This window comes from Sphingobium sp. TomMM7A, from assembly GCF_055397305.1.
This window is the reverse complement of record NZ_AP027312.1, coordinates 208,916-229,283: the sequence shown is the minus strand read 5'-3', so window position 1 is coordinate 229,283 and position 20,368 is coordinate 208,916. Positions and strand designations below refer to the sequence as shown.

Sequence of the window (20,368 nt, the reverse complement as noted above, 5' to 3'; positions counted from 1 at the left end):
TTTCCTGTTCAGGATGCGGGCTGGAGGGTCAGGAGCACCTTGCCCTTCACCTTGCGTTTTTCGAGATGCTGGAGCGCGGCCACTGCGTCGGGCAGGGCAAAGCGCGTGTCGATGACGGGCTTCAGTGAGCCGTCCGCCAGCCAGGCGAGCAGCTGGTGCATGTTTTCGCCCTGCGCGACCGGATCGGCGCGGACGCTGTTGCCCCAGAGGACGCCGACCGCCGACGCGCTTTTGAGCAACAGCAGATTGGCGGGGATGGAGGGGATTTCGCCGCCCGCAAAGCCGATGATGAGCAGGCGGCCGCCCCAGGCGAGGCTTTTGACCGCCGTCAGGTTCATGGGGCCGCCGACCGGATCATAGACGACATCGACGCCCTTCCCATCGGTCAGTTGCTTGATGCGTTCGCGCAGATCCTCCTGCGCATAGTCGATGAGGTCGTCCGCGCCCTGGGCCTTCGCCAGAGCCAGCTTTTCGGGGCTGGAGGCGGCGGCGATGACGCGCGCGCCCATATGCTTGCCAAGTTCTACGGCGGTGAGGCCCACGCCGCCGCCCGCGCCCAGCACCAGCAGCGTTTCGCCGGGCTTCAACTGCGCGCGGTCCTTCAGCGCATGATAGGAGGTGCCATAGGTGATGGAGATGCCCGCCGCGACCTCCAGATCGACGCCGTCGGGCACCGGCCAGACCTGCGTCGCGGGGACGCGCACCTGCTCGGCAAAGGCGCCGCTGCCGGTGAAGGCGATGACGCGGTCCCCGGCAGTGAAGCCTGTCACATCAGGTCCAACGGCGGCGATGCGCCCCGCTGCTTCACTGCCGGGGACGAACGGCAGGGCTGGTTTGGTTTGATATTTGCCCTGCACGATCAGCACGTCGGGATAATTTACCCCGACGGCCGCCACGTCGATCACCACTTCCCCCGCCCCTGCTTGAGGCTCGGGGAAATCGCCATGTTGCAACTCTTCGACCGGCGCGAACGCGGTGCAGATCATGGCTTTCACATCACTCTCCTTGAACACACCTACCGGGCGTGTGAGACCTGATTTAGGCCTTTGGAGGCGATGCTACCAATTCGTAATTCCGACGCATGGCATCAGAAAAACTGATGGATCGGCGGTTGGAGAAGCTATTTTCCTGATTCGCCCCACTGGCGGGCAAATTCGTGAAAGGCGCGGCAGGCTTGAGGTTGCTGGGTGTCGCGGCGATTCACGAGGCTTATGATGCGGGTGAAGTGCAGTTCAGGGACGGCCAGTTCGACCAGTTCGCCGCGCGCCAATTCGTCTGCAACCGTCAGGCTGGACAGGCAGGCGAGTACCGCGCCGTCGCGAACGATACGCTTGATCGCTTCGACGCTTTCGCCTTCGAACACGATGTTGAGCGAGTTCATGGATTTGAGCGTCTCAACCGTGAAGGAGATGCGTTCGCTGGAGAGCGTCTTTTCCAGCGCCCATGGCTGGTCGCCAAGGTCCGCGAGCGGCACCGTGGGACGCCCGGCGAGGGGGTGGTCCGGGGCGGCGCACACCACCAGCCGGTCGCGCAGCCAAGGCTCCGCCTCCAGATAGCTCGAATTGACCGGCGCGCCGACGAAGCCAACGTCCAGCGCCATGTTGCGCACGCCCTCCATCACCTCATGGGAGGGCATGATACGCATTTCGACGCGAACGCCCGGGTGCAGGCGCATGAAGGCGGCGCACAGGCCGGGCAGCACATAGTCGCCCACCGGGACCGCCGCGCCGATGCGCAGCCGCCCCCGCACTTCTTCGGGTAGGGACAGGGATTCAAGGTCCGCGACCTGCACCAATATGCCGCGCGCCATTTCCAGCATCGGGCGGCCCCGATCGGTCAGGAGCATGCGGCGGCCGGAACGGGCGAACAGCTGCACGCCCAGATGGGTTTCCAGATCCTTGAGCGACATGCTGGCCGCCGAAGGACTGAGGCCGATTTCGTCAGCCGCACCCGCCACGCTGCCGGTGCGGGCGACGGCTTCGAATACCGCGATCTGGCGGAGGGTTATCCTCACCCCTTGGCAGCGGCGATCAGCTTATTTCGCCGCGGTGCATCGCCTCGGCGCGGGCCTTGAGCGCCTTGGCCGAGTCGTTGAAGGCGCGCGTTACCCATGGGCCGCAGAAACGCATGACATGGATGCCGTTCGGGCCGGTGAAGGCGTCGGTCGATTGATAGCGGCACTTTTCGGCCCCAAGTTCTTCGATGATCTGGTCGCGGCGGGCGGGATAGGGCCAGGCTTCACTATCCTTCAGTTCCCAGGATAGGAGGCGGCCCGGTTCGAACGCGCAGACATATTCGCAATTGGGCGCCAGCGAGCCGGGATTGGCATAGTTGACGAGTCGCATGTGAACCGGCGCGCCCATCTCCAGCGTGGATTCCGCCCAGACGCAGAAGGGATTCCATTCGCCATAACGCGACATATCGGTCAGGATTTTCCACACCACCATTGCGGGCGCGTCGATTTCCATGGGGTCGGATGCGACCAGCGTCTCGGGATCATAAAGTTTGAAGGGATCGAAGCGATCAGCGGTCAGGGTTTCGGTGGACATCCTATTCTCCTTGATATGTGCAAACCGGCAAGCGTGGTACCGCATTTTGGCGACGCGAATGCCGCCGATTCCGCTGAATGGCGCGTTTGTTTGCGTAGACAATAGCAGCGGTAGTTCGCGGGTCAATGGCGGGCGGCCGGGCAAATCCGGCTTGACCTGCGTATCATATTGACCAATTCAGCACGCAAGACATCATATGCGACCCCGCTTGCACCGGCATATTCGGCCGAGTCCCTGCGGCGTCGGCATCGCACAGCACAACAGACGTCAGCATGACGCGCGGGAGAGATAATGGCCGATAGTTACGACTTCATCATCGCGGGCGGCGGGTCGGCGGGATGCGCACTGGCCGGGCGCCTGTCGGAAAATCCGCGCAACCGCGTGCTGCTGCTGGAGGCCGGGGGCAAGGATAACAGCGTCTTCATCCATGCGCCGGGCGGGCTGCTGCCGATCATGTATCGCGGCATGTTCCAGTGGATGCATGTCAGCGTGCCGCAGGCCAATGCGGGCGGACGGCAGATGTACACGCCGCGCGGCAAGGTGCTGGGCGGCTCCTCCTCCATCAACGGCATGGTCTATGACCGGGGCGCGGCGGCGGACTATGATGGCTGGCGCCAGCTGGGGAATGAAGGGTGGAGCTATGACGATGTGCTACCCTATTTCAAGAAGCTGGAGGATTTCCAGCCCGGCGGCGAGGAAGGCTATCATGGCCGGGGCGGGCCGGTGCTGGTCTCGCGACCGGGCATCCACAATCCGCTTGCCAAGGCGTTTCGCGATGCATCGATCGCGGCGGGCGTGCCCTATAATGACGACCCCAGTGGATCGCAGCGCGAGGGCGTGGTGCCCGCCGATGTCACCGCGTCGGCCGGGCGGCGATGGAGCGCGGCGCGCGCTTATCTGACACCTGCGCGCAAGCGGCCGAACCTGCGCGTCATCACCGGCGCCAATGTCGAGCGGGTGATCTTGGAGGACGGGCGCGCGACCGGCGTCAGCTGGCGGCGAGCGGGACAGCTTGAACAGGCGAACGCGACGCGCGAGGTTATTCTGTCGGCAGGCGCCATCCATTCGCCCTGGATATTGATGCTGTCGGGGATCGGGCCAGCGGATCATCTGCGCCAGACGGGAGTGCAGGTGGTGCATGACCTGCCGGGCGTCGGCCAGAACTACCGCGATCATGTGGCGGTCAGCGTGAAGCAATATTGCACGCAGCCGGTGTCCCTCTTCAACGTCTTCCACCCGGTTGTCGCGGCCAAGGCGGTCGCGAACTTCCTGCTGTTCCGGAAGGGGCCGCTGGCCAGTCCTCCGGCGGAGATCGGCGCGTACCTGAAGACCATGCCGGGCGCGGAATATCCCGATGTGAAGGTGCATTTCGCCATGGCGCTCTATGAGGCGATGGGGCGCAAGCTGATCATGGACCATGGCTATTTCGCGCATATCGACCTGCTGAACCCGGAAAGCGTGGGCGAGATAAAGCTGACGGGAGCAGATGCGTCCGCGCCGCTGTCGATCGATCCCAACATCCTGTCGACCGCCAACGACATGGCGATGGGCCGCGCAGCGATCCGTGCGGTGCGCAACATTTTCGCGCAGGCTCCCTTCGATCCTTTCCGGGGCGAGGAACTGGCGCCGGGCGCAAATATCCAGTCGGATGATGAACTGGACGCCTATCTGCGCGAGACCGCCATTTCCGACATTCACGCCGTGGGCACCTGCCGCATGGGGCATGACCCGATGGCGGTGGTCGATCCCCAGTTGCGTGTCCACGGAGTGGCGGGGCTGCGCGTCGTCGATGCATCGGTCATGCCCCGCGTCCCCGGCGGTAACACCAACGTCCCCACGATGATGGTGGCCGAAAAGGCCGCCGACATGATCTTGAAAGCCTGACGCTGTTGCGATCGGGAAGATAAAGGAGAGGCCGATGTCTGAGCTGCGTTTCGACGATAAGGTGGCGATCGTCACGGGTGCGGGAGGTGGCTTGGGCAAGGCCTATGCCGCCCTGCTCGCCGCGCGCGGGGCCAAGGTGCTGGTCAACGATCTTGGCGGCAATTTCCAGGGCGAGGGCAAGGATCAGGGCTATGCCGACGCCGCTGCCCGCGAGCTCCGCGACGCTGGCGGCATTGCAGAGGCCAATGGCGACAGTGTCGCGACATCGGCAGGCGCGGAAGCGATCGTGCAGGACGCGCTGACGCGATGGGGCCGCGTCGACATATTGGTCAACAATGCGGGCATCGTCAGTGCGTCGGGTACATTGTCGACGGTGACCGATGAGCAGTGGGACAAGGATATGGCCGTGTCGGCCAGCGGCACCTTTTACCTGTGCCGCGCCGTCTGGGAAGGAATGCTGGGGCGCAACTTCGGGCGGATCGTCAACATCTCGTCCGGATCATGGTTCGGCATGGGCAGCGCGGTGCCCTATCCCGCCGCCAAGGGTGCGGTGTGGGCCATGACGCGTGGCCTCGCCGCAGCGACGCAGGCGCAGGGCAAGGACGTCAAGATCAATGCCGTCATGCCGATCGCGGGCAGCCGGATGACGCAGCTGATGGGACCGGAAATCCACGGCCTGATGGAGCGAGACTTCCCCGCGCGGGCGGTTGCGCCGGTCGTAGCGATGCTGGCCCATGATAGTGCGCCGTGCAATGGCGAGATGTTCACGGCTGGCGGTGGCGGCTATACGCGCGTGTTCGCGGGCGTCACCCGGGGCTATCGCGCGACCGACAAGGACTGGACCCCCGAAACGGCGCTTGCACAATTCGATACAGTGATGGACACGAGCGGTTTCCATATTCCGGCTGGGTCGATGGACGAAGCCGCCCTCTACACCTCGGACGTGCCCTGGGGCGCGTTCAAGGCCTTTATTCAATAAGTTTGATCAGCGAGAAAGAGCAGAAATCATGACTGGCAGGTTGCAAGACAAGGTCGCCATCGTCACCGGCGGTGCGCGTGGTATGGGCGAAGGGACGATCCGCCTGTTCGCGCGCGAGGGCGCAAAGGTGGTCATCGCCGACGTGCTGGAGGCTGAAGGTCAGGCATTAGCCGCCGATATCGGCGATGCCGCGATGTTCCAGCGCCTCGACGTGTCGGACGAAGCCAGCTGGACCGCGCTAGTCGATGCCGTGATCGCCCGCCATGGCCGGATCGATGCGCTGGTCAACAATGCGGCCGTCGTGGCTTTCGGCCCGATCATCGACCTGACCGTTGCAGATATCGACCGCGTTCTGGGCATCAACGTCAAAGGCACGATGCTGGGGCTGAAGCATGTCGGGGCGAAGATGTGTGCGGCCAAGCGCGGGGCCATCGTGAACATATCGTCGGTGGACGGCCTTCGCGGCGTCAATTCGGTTTCGCTCTACAGCAGTTCCAAATGGGCGGTGCGCGGCTTTACCAAGAGCGCGGCGCTGGAATTTGGCCATCAGGGCGTGCGCGTTAATTCGGTGCATCCGGGCGGGGTCAACACGGCCATGGGCAACCCGCAGGCGCTAGAAGGTGAAGCGAAGAATGCAGGCTATGAGCGCGTACCATTGCAGCGGATTGGCGAGCCCGAGGAAATCGCCGCCGCAAGCCTGTTCCTCTGCTCGGACGAGGCCAGCTACATTTGCGGCGCTGAACTTGCGGTCGATGGCGGCTGGGCGGCTGGCTATTATCACCATTATCTGCCCGCGGCGCCGGCTTCGCTGACCTCGATGTAATTCCTTCCCTCTCGGAGAAACTTGAACATGACTGAAGAAGAAAAGGTCTTTTCGGGCGGCGTCGCCGTCATCACCGGCGCGGGCGCTGGCATCGGCATGGGCTTTGCCCGCCGCTGCGGCCAGATCGGCATGACCGTCGTCGTCACCGACATCGACAAGGGCCGCGCCGACAAGGTCGCCGCCGAGATCATCGCGGCGGGCGGCAAGGCGGAGGCGATCCAGCTTGACGTGTCAAAGCCCGAAGCGCTCGATGCGCTGGCGCAGGATGTGTTCGACCGGCATGGCGCGGTTCGCCTGCTGATCAATAATGCGGGCATCGAAACCATCGGCAATGTCTGGGAAATCCCCACGGCGCGTTGGGAAACGACGCTGAACGTCAACATCCATGGCGTCGTGCATGGCGTCCGCGCATTCGTTCCGCACATGCTGCGCGTGGGTCAGGAAGCATGGATCGCGAACCTCGCCTCCATCGGTTCCTTCGGCCAGATGCCGACACAGGCGGCCTATATCATGAGCAAGCACGCCATCCAGTCGTTCAGCGAATGCCTCTATCTGGAGATGCAGGTCGCCAAGGCGCCGATCAACGTCTGCTCGATCATTCCGGGCATGCTGAAGACCAGCATCTTTGACGCCGATGCAGGCGTTGGCGAGCCGGAGAGCGCTGCGGGGCACCGTGCGACGATGGCCCATATGATGGCCAATTACGGCATGGATCTGGACGAAGGCTGCCGCGTCTTTGTAGAGGGTCTTGCCGCGCGCAAATTCTGGATTTCGAGCCAGCCGGAAATGACCGAGCAGGCGGTCGCTGGCCGCATTGCCTTCTTCCAGGAACAGAGCAATCCGGAACTGGGCGAGCAGCAGCGCGCGCTGCTGGGTATCTGAAGCAAAGGCCGGGCGGGTTCAGGCTCGCCCGGCCCTTCTTTATCAGGCCTTCGCGGCCTCTTCCTTGACGATTTCCAGGAACAGCGGCCGTTCACCGCCGCCATGGACTTCAAGGCGCGCGCCGCTGACATAGGCGGCGGCTGGCGAACCCAGGAACACCACCGCTTCGGCGATGTCGCTGCCCCGGCCCATGCGCTTCAGCGGAATCGATGACGCGATCCGATCCTGCGCCGCCTGCGTGCCATAGGTCATTTCAGCCGTCTCGGTCTCGATCAGGCCGACGATGATCGCGTTGACCCGCACCTCCGGACCCCATTCCTGCGCCAGGCTGGTGGTGAGGCTGAGCAGGCCAGCCTTCGCCGCGCCATAGATCGCCGTGTCGGGCGAGGGACGTGCGCCGGAGACGCTGGCGATGTTGACGATCGATCCGCCCACGGCCTTCAGATGCGGATAGGCGGCCTGCGCGACATGCAGCGGCGCGAGCAGATTGAGTTGCAGGATGCGTTCGGAAAAGCGCGGGCTGGCCGTCGCAGCGTCGGCCTGCGGCGATCCGCCTGCATTGTTGACGACCAGGTCGATGCGGCCATGGCGCGCGACAAGCTGGGCAATCCAGTCCGACACCGCCGCAGGATCGCGAATGTCGCAGGATGCGAATTCCGCCGTTTTCCCATCGGCCCCGATCGGCTCATCCGGTGCGGTGCGGCCGCAGGTCGCTACTGCATAGCCTTCGGCCAGCAAACGCCGGACGATCGCCGCGCCGATACCGCGCGTGCCGCCTGTGACGATCGCAACCTTGCCAACTCCCGTTTCGCCCACGGCCCTATCCTTTCCTTTTTCGAGAAATGCGCAGCGGGCGCATCGCATGGATAGGCCCCATACTCAATCTGCACCATCCTTCGCCAGACATAATGCAGTGGTCATTGCAGATTGTTACGCATATCAGGTATAGGGGACGCATAATAATCGCATATCGCGTCACATATGGAGAGGTTTGATGGCTTACACTGTGCAGCAGCTCAGCGATCTGGAAGATATCCGGACCCTCAAGCATCGTTATTTCCGGGGAATCGACACGGCCGATCTGACGCTGCTCGGCACCCTGTTCACGGAAGACCTGACCGTCGATTATCGTGGCGGCACCTATCGCGTCCGGCTGGCGGGCCGCGACAATATGCTGGAGTTTCTGGCGAACAGCTTCCATTCCGGCGCGGTTGCCATGCATCACGGCCATATGCCCGAAATCACCCTGACCGGCGAAAATGACGCCGAAGGGATCTGGTATCTGGAGGATATCTTCATCGACGTGGAGCGCAGCAGCCACACCATCGGCAGCGCCATTTACCGCGACGTCTATCGGCGCGAAGATGGCGTATGGAAGATCGCGCGCACGGAATATGACCGCGTGTTCGAGATGATCCGCCCGCTGGCCGCCGACGCGCAAATCACCTCGCACCACCTTGCCACCGCTGGCCGCAAGCCGGAAGAACGCAGCGACATCAGCCATTTGATCGAGTGGGAAGCGGCCTGAGCCAACGAATGATGCATGAACGCAACAGCTGCGGCATTTTTGCGGCGGACTGCTGAAGAACAAGGCGGGCGGCGTTATAGTCGCCCGCAATAACAGAATGACGCTTTTTTTGGGGAGGAAAGCATGCGCAAGACGCTATATCCGATCGCATCGTTGATCGCTTTGGCCGCACCGGGGGCTGCGCTGTCGCAAACGGCAGCGGCGGGAGCAGACGCCGCCAGCGACAGTGACATTGTCGTCACGGCCCGCCGCCGCGAAGAACGGTTGCAGGATGTGCCGATCGCGGTCAGCGCGGTCGATGCTTCGGCTCTGAACAGCCGGGGCCTCGACAATGTGACGCAGATCAGCCAGATCGCGCCCAATATCCAGTTCACGCCGGGCCAGGGCGGCAATAGCGGTGGCATCGCGCCGTTCATCCGGGGCGTCGGCGAAAATGACTTCATCATCACGTCCGATCCTGCGGTCGGCGTCTATATCGATGGCGTCTATGTCGCCCGCACATTTGGCGCGACGACCGAATTGCTGGGCATCGACCGCATCGAAGTGCTGCGCGGGCCGCAGGGCACGTTGTTCGGCAAGAATACGGTGGGCGGCGCGATCAATATCGTGTCGGCGGTGCCGGGCCGCGAACAGAAGATCGAAGCCGACCTGCGATACGGATCGTTCAATACGGTGCGCGGGCGCGTCTATGCCGAAACGCCGCTGTCGGACAGCTGGTCGCTGGGCGTCGCGGCGCTGGGCGAGTTTGGCGAGGGGTGGCAGAAAATCCCGTCCGGCGACAATCTCGGCAACCGCAATGTGGTCGCGGGGAAGCTGGCGCTGCACTATGACGGCGAAGGGCTGGACGCGGTCCTGCAAGTCGATGGTCTGCACCGGCGGCAGCACAGCGCGCCGCATAGCATGATCGCCTTCACGCCGACCTTCTTCTCCTTCCTGCAATCGACCTTCCTGACGCCCTGCTGCACCGTGCCCGGCGATATCGACCGTACCGACAGCAATTCCGAGCTGAACAAGGATCAGACCGATGCGGTGAACGCATCGCTGACGCTGACAAAGGAGCTTGGCGGGGCGACGTTGAAGTCGATCACGGCCTATCGCTATGTCGATGCGCTGTTCGGGCGTGATGGCGATGCGTCGTCGACGGTCAATTATGCCGGTGACATTCATGACGAGCGGGCGCGGCAGATCAGTCAGGAATTGCAGCTGTCGCTCGATCTTGGCGGACGCGGCACATTGCTGCTGGGCGCATTCGCCTATCGTGAAAAGACGCGGGACAATACGCGGCTGATCGTCGCGGACGGGCTGTATGACGCGCTGGTGGCGGCGGGGCTTGATCCCTTCCCGATCGCACCCGGCCTGTCACTTCCTGCGTCGTCGCTGGACTTCAACATCGATTTCCGCAACCGGCAGCGCACCGACAATCTCGCGCTGTTCGCTAACGGCAATTATGAGCTGACCGACGGCCTCTCGCTGGAATTGGGCGCCCGTTATACCTGGGAGAAGAAGAATTTCTTCCAGTCGGCCATGCGCATTTATTCGGGCGAGCCGCTGCTGGCGGGGACGCCCAGCTATACGCTGGAAAAAAGCTGGGATGCCTTTACGCCCCGCGCCTCGCTTTCCTACAAGTTTCGGCCGAACCTGATGACCTATGTGTCCTATTCGCGCGGCTTCCGGTCGGGCGGGTTCAACGGGCGGCCTACGTCGCTCGAGGAAATCGGTTCCTATGATCCGGAACATCTGACCTCTTACGAAGCTGGGGTGAAAGCGGGTTTCGGCCGCATCGCTACCATCAACCTTGCCGTGTTCCGCAACGAATATCGCGACCAGCAGATATTGGTATCCACCCTCAGTCCCACCGGCCTGATCGTCGTCCGCAACGAAAATGCGGGCCGTTCCCGTATTCAGGGCATCGAACTGGAAGGCGCGTTCAAGGTTTCGCCGCGCTTTACCGTTACCGGCGCGCTCGGCTTGCTGGATGCCAAATATCTGGAATATGTTTCGATCATCAACAACGTGCCGACCGACGTCAGCAACCGCAAGCTGAAGCAGGCGCCGGATATCACGGCCAATGCCAGCGCGGTCTATCAAGCACCGCTCAGCGACAATGTAGAGGGCGTGCTGAGGCTGGACGCAGCCTATAAAAGCCAGGTCTTTGTCGATGCGGAAAACACGCCGCTGCTGCGGCAGCCCGATCATGCGATCCTCAACGCCAGCGCCGAACTGCGCTTTGCGGACAGCGGCGTGTCGGTGCGCGTGGGCGTCGATAACATCACCGATCGCCGTATCATCACGGCGGGCTATGATGCATCGACCAGCTTCGGCTTTACGGAGGCTTATTATTCGCCGCCCCGTCGCTACAGCGTGACGCTGGCCCTGCGACGCTGAACCGGGTACGGCCTCGACGGTGGCTGCCATCGTCGAGGCTGAAGGCGGGAATCTGAATGATGAGCGATGATACCGCCTTTGCCGACCTGTTGCAGACGCTCTACGGCGGGCTGACGCGGTCCCCGCCGTGGGAGGATTTCCTGCGGGCGCTGGCGGCCATCACCGACACGACCTTCGCCACGCTGCTGATCGGTCGGGGGAGCGCCGGGATCGATGCCCATGTCACCCCCGGCGCGGACCCGGAGCGCACGCAGGAATATCAGCGCATCTCGCAGGCCGATCCCTTCGTCGGCCTGCCCGAGGGGCGAGTCGTTTCCTTCCGTGATTTCGTCAGCCATGTCCCGGCGCGCTTCCGCGACTGGCTGGACGTGGCGCGCAGCAGCGAAATTCTGGGCGTAGACCTGCATCGTCTGCCTGATATCGCCGTCCGGCTGCGCCTGACGCGGGACGAAGGCCAAGCGCAATTTGGCGATACCGAACGGGAATTGCTCGAACGGCTGATCCCGCACCTGCGCATCGCGCTCGACCTTCACGCGCGGCTCACAAGCACGCAGGCGGAAAGCCAGCTGTTCAGCAGCGCGATGGCTGGTTTGGCGGTAGCGACCCTGATCCTTGATCGGGAAGGCCGCATTCTGCGCCGCAACACGCTCGCTATGCAGATGCTGGAAGAAGGCAGCGTCATTGCTGAGCAGCATGGCAAGCTGGAGGCGAGAACCGGCTCCAGCGCTGCGGCGATCAATCGCATCCTTTCCTCCCCGCCGCCACTGGGCGAGGAAATCCTGTTCGAGATCGCTTCTACCGTCGGACAGCCGCTGCATGCGCGGGCGCGGGCCATCCCTTCCTCCGCCTATGGCGACGGGGCATGGATCGCCCTGTTCATCGCCGACCCCAGCCGACCCGCCGGTCCATCGGAAGAGCTGTTGCGCGAGCGCTTTCACCTCACGCGGGCGGAAGCGGGACTTGCCGTTCATCTGGCGCAGGGCGCCACGTTGGCGGACGCCGCGGACGCTTTGGGCATCGCCTACAACACGACGCGATCCCATCTGCGCGCGATATTTGCCAAGACCAACACACATCGGCAGGTCGAACTGGTTACGCTGCTACGTTCCATCGGCAGCGAGTCTGAAATCTGATCCATTTGGATGATGTAGCGGCACGGCACTCGGCTTAGCCTGCCTCCACGAAAGAAAGTTTTGTGGAGAAGATGATGAAATTCTCGATCATTTACGAAGCGCAGATGGCGGACACGTCGCGCCAGAACGAACAGCAGGTGTTCCGCGACATTATCGAGCAAGCCATCCATGCCGAGGAAATGGGCTTCGACACGATCTGGGCCGTCGAACATACCGCGCTGACCCAATATGCGCACATGTCCGCACCGGAAACTTTCCTGGCCTATCTCGCCGGGCGCACGTCGCGCATCGGCATTGGCCATGGCGTCGTCTGCCTGCCGCCCGCGATGAACCATCCGGTCAAGGTCGCTGAACGCATCGCCACGCTGGACATTCTATCGAATGGCCGCGTCCATTTCGGCATGGGCAAGGGCGGAACGCAGCAGGAAGCGGGCACCTTCGGCTATAATCTCGAAGACCTGCCGCCGATGATCGATGAGAGCATGTACCTGATCCCCAAGATCCTGAAGCATGGCGAGATCGAACATGATGGCCAGTTCGTGAAGATCCCCTTCCGCCCGATCCATCCCAGCCCGATGCAGGACCCGCATCCGCCGATCTACATGGCCTGCACCCGCGCCGACACGCTGACCACCGCCGGATCGCGCGGCATCGGCGCACTGGTCCTCGGTTTCGCCGGGCCGAGCGACATCGCGCAGAAGAACGCCATTTATCGTGAGGCTTTCAAGAACCGGAAGGCCGAGGATCAGGTCGGCTACCGCCCGACCGAACATCTCGCGGCGCTTTGCCCCGCCGTGGTTCTGGAAGACCGGGAGAAGGCACGCCGCATCGGGCTTCGTGGACAGCGCTTCTTCGTGGAATCGCTGGGCCACTGGTATTCTGGCGGCCCCGCTCCCGATGTGGAGGACCTGGACGCCAGCGAAAGCCTTGCCGCGCTTCAGCGTCACAAGGAAGAGACGGTGGCCTGGCTGTCGGAAGAGAAGATCACCATCGGTGGCCACCACACCGAAAGCTTCGAGGTTGTCGAAGACGCCTATGGCACGCCGGAAGATTGCATCCGGCAGGTCAAGCGTTTGCAGGATGCGGGCGCCGACGAAATCCTCTTCATGTTCCAGATGGGCGGCATCCCGCATGAAGTGATCATGGAGACCATCCGCAATATCGGCGAGAAGGTCATCCCCTATTTCCGTGAGCAGGCGACGCTGGCGGCGGAATGATGGATTGTCCGGGCGGGGCAGTGCGCTCCGCCCGGGAATGCTGCGAGCGGCTGAGTGGCGCTGCGTTGCAGTTGTAGAGCATCACCCAACCCCGTTCGCCCTGAGCCTGTCGAAGGGCTTCACTTCTTAAAGAAGAAGGGCTTCGACAAGCTCAGCCCGAACGGGGGTAGTTGTAGTGCTGATATAGGACGATAGGCTAGCCCGAAGCGTACAAATCCACCATCGCTTGCATCAGCCGCGCCGCGCGTTCGTGCGGATCCCCGGTCGCCAACGCCCGCGACGGCGCTTCCACGGCTATGGTGGCATGGGCCGGAAGCAGCGGGAGCAGCGCCCCAAGGCCGAATTCACCTTCGCCGGGCAGCAAGCGGTCGAACACGGCTTCATTGACCCGGTCATGCGGCGGCTCGATCGGGCCGTCGTTCAGTTGGACATGGCGGATACGCTCAGGCGGCAGGCAGGCCACATCGTCCCAGCCTCCGCCGCTGCGGATGACGTGGAGCGTGTCGATGCACAGGCCCACCTCAGCGCCCAGGGAATGGGCGATCTCAAGCGCTTGTGAAGGCGAACGGATCGAGGATAGCGGATAGGGTTCGATAATGGCGGGAACACCCGCCCGCTGGCAAATCTCCACCATGCGCGCCAGCGACTCCCGCAGCCGTGCATGATCCGGGTCGAGACCCAATATATTGACAGTCCCGTCCAACGCGGCGGTCAGTTCCGCGCTGCTTTCCAGCAGCCCCCAATCGGGGTCGGCATCGAGCATGAAAGGCTCGATGACGCCGGCTCGAAGGCCGGTGTCGCGCAATGCGGAAATCACCGCCTTGCGGGCGCTCTTGTCCAGAATGAGGTCAGGCGTCGGGCTGATCGGGATCGGCGTCACGAACAGGCTGACGGCGGTGAAGCCTGCGCTGGCGGCCGCCTCGATCACCGTCAGGGCGTCGAGGTTCACCAGCGAAAGATGGTCCAGGCAAAAGCCATTTTCAGGAGGCGTCATGAAAACCAGTCCCCTGCCACGCCTGATGGTTCAGGCGTGAACGCCCCCGTCGATACGCACGATTGCGCCATTCATGTGCCCTCCATCCTCACTCGCCAGCATGGCGATGACACCCGCGATCTTGTCCGGGGTCGCAAATCCATTGATCGGGCCGAGATGATTATACAACTCCCAATCGGCGCCTTCCACCATGCCGGTTTGGACGCTGTTGGCGAGCGGCGTTTCGATGCCGCCGGGCGCAACCGCATTTACCCGCACGCCGCGCTTCACATATTCCCAGGCCAGGCTCTGGGTGTAGGCGGCGACCGCGCCCTTGCTGGCGGCGTAGCCGGTGAGGAATGGATGGCCGAAATGGCTGGAGGTGGACGCGGCGTTGACGATGTTGCCCTTCGCCTTTTCCAGATGCGGCAAGGCTTCGCGGCACATCAGAAAGGTGCTGCCCATGTTGACCGCGATGATGGACATGAAGGCTTCATAGTCGGTCGTTGCCGCATGGCTTGATCGGATGATGCCCGCCATGTTGACGAGGACGTCGAGTTGCCCGGCCTCCTCCACCCACTGCGCCACGATCGAGCGGGCGGTCGGTTCGTCAGCCACCGATCCCGCGCGGATGGCAATGCCGGGCTGTTCCTGCCTTAGCGTTTCCAGCCCCTTTTCATCCAGGTCCACCGCGAGCACCCGGCCGCCTTCGACAGCCAGCCGGATGGCGGTGGCGCGTCCTATGCCGGATGCGGCTCCGGTTACAATGATCGACTTGCCTGCAAATCGGCGCCCTAAATCCATCGTCAGCTCCTTTACGCCACGATGGCGGGGTGCGGGATGCGCGGATCGCCCAGCATCGCCCGATAGGATGGCGGGGTGCGCCCGCCAGCTTCGGTGATGCCATATCGCTGCGCAATCTCTGCCGTGATCAGCGTCTGGCCGTTCAGTTCGTCCCGGTTTGGATCGTCATGGATGGCGGCGATGACCCGGCCGTTGAATTCAGGCGTCTCGGCATCGGCCATGAACTTCTCATATTGCTCCGGATGCTCGCCCAGCGTCCGCGCGCTGCGTTCCGTCATCAGCGGCCCCATCCAGAGCGCAATTGCGGTAACGCCCGTACCCCGGAAGTCCACACCCATGTCGGCGGCGAACTTGTCCACGCCCGCTTTCTGCGCGCCATAGGCTGCGCCGTGCATGTAGCAGACCGACCCGAAGGATGAGGTGAAGGCGATAAGGCCGCTGCCCGCCGGAACCATCATGCGCGCGGCATGCCAGCTGGCGAGATAATGGGAGCGCAGGCCGACGTTCAATATATCCACAAGCCCGGTCGATTTTTCCCAGAAGGGACCGGGCTTGACGAGATCGTCGTTCAGGGCGGCGACATTGTTGACCAATATGTCGAGGCGGCCGCTTTCGTCACGCACACGCTCGAACAGCGCGGCGATGGCTGCGTCATCGGCATGGTCGACCTGCACCGCGCGGCCTTCGCCGCCGGCTGCATCAACCTGCGCCGCAGTCGCGCCGATGGTGCCGGGCAGTTCCGCATCGCCTTCGCGAACGGAGCGGCCCGTCACATAGACGCGATAGCCTTTCTCTCCCAGCGCCACCGCAATGCCACGACCCGCGCCACGGCTGGCGCCAGTGACGATGGCGACCGGACGTTCACTTCTCTCCATTTTATTTTCTCCTTCAGGCCGCCTGCGTGGAACTACGCTTGTCGAGTGTGACATGCAGGCCGTTGGTGCGCTTGTGCATGTCGGGCGTCTTGTCGCGGGGGTTGTAGAACTGCTTGTACCAGCTGCGCACCTTGCCATAGGGGCCGTCATTGGGGATGACGAGCGGGTTCAAACAGGCCCGCTTATTCTGCCAGATCTCGACATCCTGGGCGAAGGCGAGGCGGCTGCCTTCCTGATATTCCAGCGCTGCGGCGCGTAGCTCGTCCGTCACCGGCGCGGTGCCGTCATTCACCTGCACCATCAGGCCATGCCAGACGCGGATCTTGCCATCCTCGATCGGGGTGTGGGTGATCATGATGAAGCTGTCGAACGTACCCGCCATCTCCGACTGGAGGATCGAGGGGCCGGTGTACCAGGTGTCGAGCGTCAGCACGTCATCGGGATTCTGCACCAGCGTGCGGTGCCCGGCGGCATAATATTGATGGACGATATGATCCTTGAACTCATTGGCGAAGTAGACGAAATCCTTCGCGCCATGGATCGGGATGAAGTGGCCAAAGTCGGCCATATTGTCGACCACCTCGATCGGGTGGATATCAAGATCGCCCATATAGTCGATCTTCCAGTTGACCCAGCCCGGCGCGTCATAATGGCCGCCAAAGTCGGGCAGGTCGAAATTGGGTTCCAGACCTTCGGGATCATGCCAGATCCAGATCGTGCCCGCCCGCTCCATCGCCGGGAAGGTCTTGAGCTTGGCTGCCTTGGGCACGAAGTCGGAATAGGGGATGTTCTTGCACTGGCCGTCGGGGCCATATTGCCAGCCGTGGAACGGGCAGCGGATCGACTCGCCCTCCACCTGCTCACCGTCGCGCACGATGTAGCTCGTCGTGTTCTTCGCCAGATGCGCGCCCATGTGCGGGCAGTAGGCCTCCGTCACATAGACCTTGCCGCTCTCGCCACGGTACATCACCATGTCCTGACCCAGATAGCGCATCGCCTTGGGCGTGCTCGTCGCCTCAGCGCTCTCACCCACCATGAACCAGCCACGCGGAAAGGTGAAGTCTCCCAGACGATAGTCCGACGATGTCGCCATTTCTTGATCCTCTCACTGCCCATGGCAAATTAGCAGCTAATGCGGCGAGTCACAGCCTCGCTTATAGCCTTTTTGAAATCTTCCGCTTTCTACGCAAAACATCATTATAAAGGCAAGTTCATATGTTAAATGCGCGATTCATAGCCGTTATGACTCTATGGATAACGAGGTAAACAGGATATGTCCGAATCCTCTCCACCCCGCGTACCGGGACCTGACCAAACGCACATGCGGGCCGCGCTTCAGGCCTATGTGGATCGCATCAACGCGGGCGATCGGGACGGCGTGCTGGCGCTGTTCGCGCGTGATGCGGTGATCGAGGACCCGGTTGGTTCTCCGCCCAAGACGGGCGAGGAAATCCGTGCATGGTTTAGCGACACGATCGCTTTTGACACACATATCCGGCCGGTGGCACCGATCCGGGGATCGCATGCCAATGCGGCCGCGCTCGTGTTTGATGTGACGTTTCAGCCGCCGGAAGGCCCGCGCCTGCTGATCCGGTCGCTGGATGTCTGCACGTTCGATGGAGAGGGAAAGATCACCAGCCTGAAGGCCTATTGGGGGCCCGAGGACATGGAACCAGCCCCCTGAACGGAGGCCATGAAAAAAGGGGCGCCCTGACGGGACGCCCCTTTTTCCTGCTCTTGCTGTCCGCTCGCGCTCAGGCGGCGACCAGCTCACGCGGCGCTTCGGCCGGATATTCGGCCGGGCCACCATAGTCATAAGCGGCGTTCAGCGCCTTGATGAAAACCGGATCGTTGATCGGATCGGTCGGCGTCTCGATCTGGAAACCGCGCGAGCGCACATCCTTGATCAGCGTGTCGAACACCTGATCATAGCTGAGGTTGTCAGACCCATCCATGTTCTTCTTAAGCTCGGCATAATCTTCGAACACTTCGGCCGACCAGTGGACGAGGAAGCGCAAATCGTCGGTATGATAACGCTCGATGACTTCGTCGCCGGTCTTTACCAGCCAGCCATCGGGGTTGCCCGGTTCGCCGCTAAACAGGGAGTCAAAGCCCAGGCCCTGCGGCTTGCGGCGCTCGATCGGGCCATTGGCTTCGCCGCGATGGACGAGCATTTCATTCTGCACAACCACACCACGATTATAGACGGGCGGCTGCAACCGCGCGGGCTTTTCCAGCGGACCCTTGGGCCAATAGGTGAAGCCGCTATTGGGATCATGGCTGAACCAGGTGATCACCTGGGCCATCTTGATCAGATAGTCCTGGAACAGTCCCGACCGGCCCATGATCGAACATAGCCATGTGGGCGAGTTTTCATAGCGAACGCCACGGAAGCTGGGCGAATCCAGATGGCCCGGATCAGTATTGCCGCAGGGGCCGTTCACGTTGAACAGCATCATCTGCGGCTTGGCGTAGTCCGCATTCCAATAGGATTTGGCATATTCCAGGAACGTCGGATTGTAGAAGGTATCCTGAATCTCCGGGTACATGCAGGTCGAATAATTGGCGTAGAAGCCGCGGAATGTCGGCGTCAGGAACATGTCGAGCGTCGGCTCGAACCCTTCCGGAAAACCGCCCGCGAAGGTGGCGATCAGAGATTCCGGCGTCGGAAAATGCTGCGCGATGATGAGCTTCCAGGCGCCGCTATGGACGACATCCAGCAGCCGCCGACGTTGATCCTCGGTATATACGTTGCTTACCTCACGAGGCGGGGAAACAGGCTGCAGCATGTCGGACAACCGCCGCTTCTGCTCATTGCTCAACATGATTTTTGCAACTCCTCTCCAAACGTCGGGCGAATCATTCCATCCACCTTTGAACGCTGTAAAGTTATCGTATTATAACTTTTTCGTCAATCCTGGTTGGCATGGAAATGTCCGTCGGCCCCGGTCGGGATGTTTTGCGTCACACAGGAAGGATAATGGCACGGTATCGACAGAAGATTGACTGGCCGCGTGACAGGGATGGTGGCACCTTCCTGCCTCAAATCAGGAGAGGATGCGGCGCGATGACTGACGCCTTGAAAGAACTGATCGACAAGCGCGCGATTGAAACGCAGGCCGCGCAGCGGCTGCTATCGGGCCAGTCGTGGGAAGATTTTTGCGACGTCCTGAAAGTCGCTGGCCGGATGATAGACCGGTTCGGCGATGATCCGTCCGATCTCGACCGGGCCGAATGGTATCGTTTTCTGACGCGAGTCGCCCGGTCGAGCTTCGAGCGGCTGATCGAGAACGCCGAACCCACCCGGCCGCGCCTGCGCGACATGGTATGGCGCCAGTCGATCAACGTCCAGACGGTCGATCAGGACCATCTGATGTGCCAGTTCGATGAAGCCCGCGATTACCGGATCATCGGCACGCGCGGGACCATACCCTATTTCGTCCTCGCCATATTGACCGCGCCAGCGCCCGACGATTTGGGCGCGCGTGATTGGGCGCAGCTCGGCGTGGAGGGATTGAAGCAGTTCGATCCGTCCAACCTCAAAACCACCGGCTTCCTGGGCAGTCAGCAGCTTCATATCGAGGCTGATGGGACGTTCGAGATCATCATGTCGCAAAATGATCCGGGCGAAGGAAAGAACTGGCTGAAGCTGCAACCCGATACCAACTGCATCCTCATCCGGCTGGTCTGGAGCGACCGGGAAAAGGAAATCGCCCCGGGCCTGCGTATCGAGCGAATGGACGGCGCGGCGCCTGAACCCATCACGCCAGCGTTGATGGCGAACAATCTGGCCTGGGCCGCGCAGGGCGTGTTGGGCTATGCCGAACTGGTGCGCAACTGGTGGAACGGCACGCAGGGCAATTTCGCGGCGAAGCTGAACCGGCTGGACTATAGCCGCGCGCAATATCTGTCGAACGGTGGCGTCCCCGATCGCCACGTCGCGTTCGGCGGATGGGAAAAGGGGCTGGACGAAGCGCTGGTGCTGGAATTCGTGCCGCCTGAGTGCGAATATTGGAACTTCCAGATCTGCAACATGTGGCAGGAAAATCTCGACACGTTCGAGGATGGCAACGGATGGGTGAACAATTATCGTTTCGTTGCAGAGCCTGATGGCCGGGTCCGCATCGTCATAGCCGAACGCGATCCCGGCCTCGGCGGCAACTGGGTGAATAGCTATGGGCATGAGCGGGGCATTTGGGGGCTTCGGCTGGTGCGGACAGAAAGCACCGCGGAAGTAAATCTGTGGCGCCTGCCGCTTGCGCGCTTGGAAGCAGAGGGCACGGCCGCGCTGGATCCGGGCGCAGCGATCCTGACCGGCCAGTTTGTGGATTGATGC

Annotated in this window: 19 protein-coding genes; 10 read left to right on the top strand and 9 right to left on the bottom strand. The window is 62.3% G+C overall.

Annotated elements, in window-relative coordinates; genetic code table 11:
• Positions 1 to 8 precede the first annotated feature (8 nt).
• From ACZ5ZH_RS13825 to ACZ5ZH_RS13815, 3 genes are all read right to left on the bottom strand, one after another.
• Positions 9 to 995: an NADPH:quinone oxidoreductase family protein gene (locus ACZ5ZH_RS13825; protein ID WP_464772674.1), complete on the bottom strand. Its 987-nt coding sequence runs from the start codon at positions 993 to 995 to the stop codon at positions 9 to 11.
• A gap of 125 nt (positions 996 to 1,120) precedes the next feature.
• Positions 1,121 to 2,014 (bottom strand): LysR substrate-binding domain-containing protein, encoded by an 894-nt coding sequence (locus ACZ5ZH_RS13820; RefSeq protein ID WP_464772673.1) that lies wholly within the window; start codon positions 2,012 to 2,014, stop codon positions 1,121 to 1,123.
• A gap of 16 nt (positions 2,015 to 2,030) precedes the next feature.
• Positions 2,031 to 2,549, bottom strand: a complete 519-nt coding sequence (locus tag ACZ5ZH_RS13815) for an SRPBCC domain-containing protein (protein ID WP_464772672.1) — start codon at positions 2,547 to 2,549, stop codon at positions 2,031 to 2,033.
• A gap of 291 nt (positions 2,550 to 2,840) precedes the next feature.
• Here ACZ5ZH_RS13815 and ACZ5ZH_RS13810 point away from each other — a divergent pair, with 291 nt between their 5' ends.
• Genes ACZ5ZH_RS13810 through ACZ5ZH_RS13795 form a run of 4 tightly spaced genes read left to right on the top strand, consistent with a single transcriptional unit; the run spans position 2,841 to position 7,117 of the window.
• Positions 2,841 to 4,433 carry a GMC family oxidoreductase gene (locus ACZ5ZH_RS13810; RefSeq protein WP_464772671.1) on the top strand — a complete coding sequence of 531 codons (1,593 nt, stop codon included), beginning with the start codon at positions 2,841 to 2,843 and terminating at the stop codon, positions 4,431 to 4,433.
• Between the two features lie 34 nt (positions 4,434 to 4,467).
• Positions 4,468 to 5,412, top strand: coding sequence for an SDR family NAD(P)-dependent oxidoreductase (locus ACZ5ZH_RS13805; RefSeq protein ID WP_464772670.1), 945 nt, complete (start codon positions 4,468 to 4,470; stop codon positions 5,410 to 5,412).
• Positions 5,413 to 5,440: 28 nt separating this feature from the next.
• Positions 5,441 to 6,235 (top strand): glucose 1-dehydrogenase, encoded by a 795-nt coding sequence (locus ACZ5ZH_RS13800; protein WP_464772669.1) that lies wholly within the window; start codon positions 5,441 to 5,443, stop codon positions 6,233 to 6,235.
• A gap of 27 nt (positions 6,236 to 6,262) precedes the next feature.
• Positions 6,263 to 7,117, top strand: a complete 855-nt coding sequence (locus ACZ5ZH_RS13795; RefSeq protein ID WP_460988670.1) for an SDR family NAD(P)-dependent oxidoreductase — start codon at positions 6,263 to 6,265, stop codon at positions 7,115 to 7,117.
• Positions 7,118 to 7,159: 42 nt separating this feature from the next.
• Here the strand turns inward: ACZ5ZH_RS13795 and ACZ5ZH_RS13790 are convergent, their stop codons facing one another.
• Positions 7,160 to 7,933: an SDR family oxidoreductase gene (locus tag ACZ5ZH_RS13790; protein WP_464772668.1), complete on the bottom strand. Its 774-nt coding sequence runs from the start codon at positions 7,931 to 7,933 to the stop codon at positions 7,160 to 7,162.
• A gap of 178 nt (positions 7,934 to 8,111) precedes the next feature.
• Between ACZ5ZH_RS13790 and ACZ5ZH_RS13785 the strand changes: the two genes are divergently transcribed.
• From ACZ5ZH_RS13785 to ACZ5ZH_RS13770, 4 genes are all read left to right on the top strand, one after another.
• Positions 8,112 to 8,645 (top strand): nuclear transport factor 2 family protein, encoded by a 534-nt coding sequence (locus ACZ5ZH_RS13785; RefSeq protein WP_464772667.1) that lies wholly within the window; start codon positions 8,112 to 8,114, stop codon positions 8,643 to 8,645.
• A 123-nt stretch (positions 8,646 to 8,768) separates the two neighbouring features.
• Positions 8,769 to 11,030: a TonB-dependent receptor gene (locus tag ACZ5ZH_RS13780; protein ID WP_464772666.1), complete on the top strand. Its 2,262-nt coding sequence runs from the start codon at positions 8,769 to 8,771 to the stop codon at positions 11,028 to 11,030.
• Positions 11,031 to 11,086: 56 nt separating this feature from the next.
• Positions 11,087 to 12,163 (top strand): helix-turn-helix transcriptional regulator, encoded by a 1,077-nt coding sequence (locus tag ACZ5ZH_RS13775; RefSeq protein WP_449469479.1) that lies wholly within the window; start codon positions 11,087 to 11,089, stop codon positions 12,161 to 12,163.
• A 74-nt stretch (positions 12,164 to 12,237) separates the two neighbouring features.
• Positions 12,238 to 13,380, top strand: coding sequence for an LLM class flavin-dependent oxidoreductase (locus ACZ5ZH_RS13770; protein ID WP_460988658.1), 1,143 nt, complete (start codon positions 12,238 to 12,240; stop codon positions 13,378 to 13,380).
• A 196-nt stretch (positions 13,381 to 13,576) separates the two neighbouring features.
• On the opposite strand, the gene ACZ5ZH_RS13765 is transcribed toward ACZ5ZH_RS13770, so the two are convergent.
• From ACZ5ZH_RS13765 to ACZ5ZH_RS13750, 4 genes are read right to left on the bottom strand one after another with little or no spacing between them, the layout of a single operon-like run.
• Positions 13,577 to 14,374, bottom strand: a complete 798-nt coding sequence (locus tag ACZ5ZH_RS13765) for a sugar phosphate isomerase/epimerase family protein (RefSeq protein ID WP_464772665.1) — start codon at positions 14,372 to 14,374, stop codon at positions 13,577 to 13,579.
• A 30-nt stretch (positions 14,375 to 14,404) separates the two neighbouring features.
• The gene (locus ACZ5ZH_RS13760) at positions 14,405 to 15,157 is read right to left on the bottom strand and encodes an SDR family NAD(P)-dependent oxidoreductase (RefSeq protein WP_464772664.1); all 753 of its coding nucleotides are present in this window, start codon (positions 15,155 to 15,157) and stop codon (positions 14,405 to 14,407) included.
• An 11-nt stretch (positions 15,158 to 15,168) separates the two neighbouring features.
• Entirely contained in the window at positions 15,169 to 16,032 is an 864-nt protein-coding gene (locus ACZ5ZH_RS13755; protein WP_464773275.1) for an SDR family NAD(P)-dependent oxidoreductase, read from the bottom strand.
• Between the two features lie 13 nt (positions 16,033 to 16,045).
• Positions 16,046 to 17,125 (bottom strand): Rieske 2Fe-2S domain-containing protein, encoded by a 1,080-nt coding sequence (locus ACZ5ZH_RS13750; protein ID WP_464773274.1) that lies wholly within the window; start codon positions 17,123 to 17,125, stop codon positions 16,046 to 16,048.
• 180 nt (positions 17,126 to 17,305) lie between these two features.
• Between ACZ5ZH_RS13750 and ACZ5ZH_RS13745 the strand changes: the two genes are divergently transcribed.
• Positions 17,306 to 17,716 carry a nuclear transport factor 2 family protein gene (locus ACZ5ZH_RS13745; protein ID WP_460988651.1) on the top strand — a complete coding sequence of 137 codons (411 nt, stop codon included), beginning with the start codon at positions 17,306 to 17,308 and terminating at the stop codon, positions 17,714 to 17,716.
• A 70-nt stretch (positions 17,717 to 17,786) separates the two neighbouring features.
• Here the strand turns inward: ACZ5ZH_RS13745 and ACZ5ZH_RS13740 are convergent, their stop codons facing one another.
• Positions 17,787 to 18,857: a hypothetical protein gene (locus tag ACZ5ZH_RS13740; protein WP_464773273.1), complete on the bottom strand. Its 1,071-nt coding sequence runs from the start codon at positions 18,855 to 18,857 to the stop codon at positions 17,787 to 17,789.
• 242 nt (positions 18,858 to 19,099) lie between these two features.
• Between ACZ5ZH_RS13740 and ACZ5ZH_RS13735 the strand changes: the two genes are divergently transcribed.
• The gene (locus ACZ5ZH_RS13735; RefSeq protein ID WP_464773272.1) at positions 19,100 to 20,365 is read left to right on the top strand and encodes a DUF1214 domain-containing protein; all 1,266 of its coding nucleotides are present in this window, start codon (positions 19,100 to 19,102) and stop codon (positions 20,363 to 20,365) included.
• Positions 20,366 to 20,368: the final 3 nt, after the last annotated feature.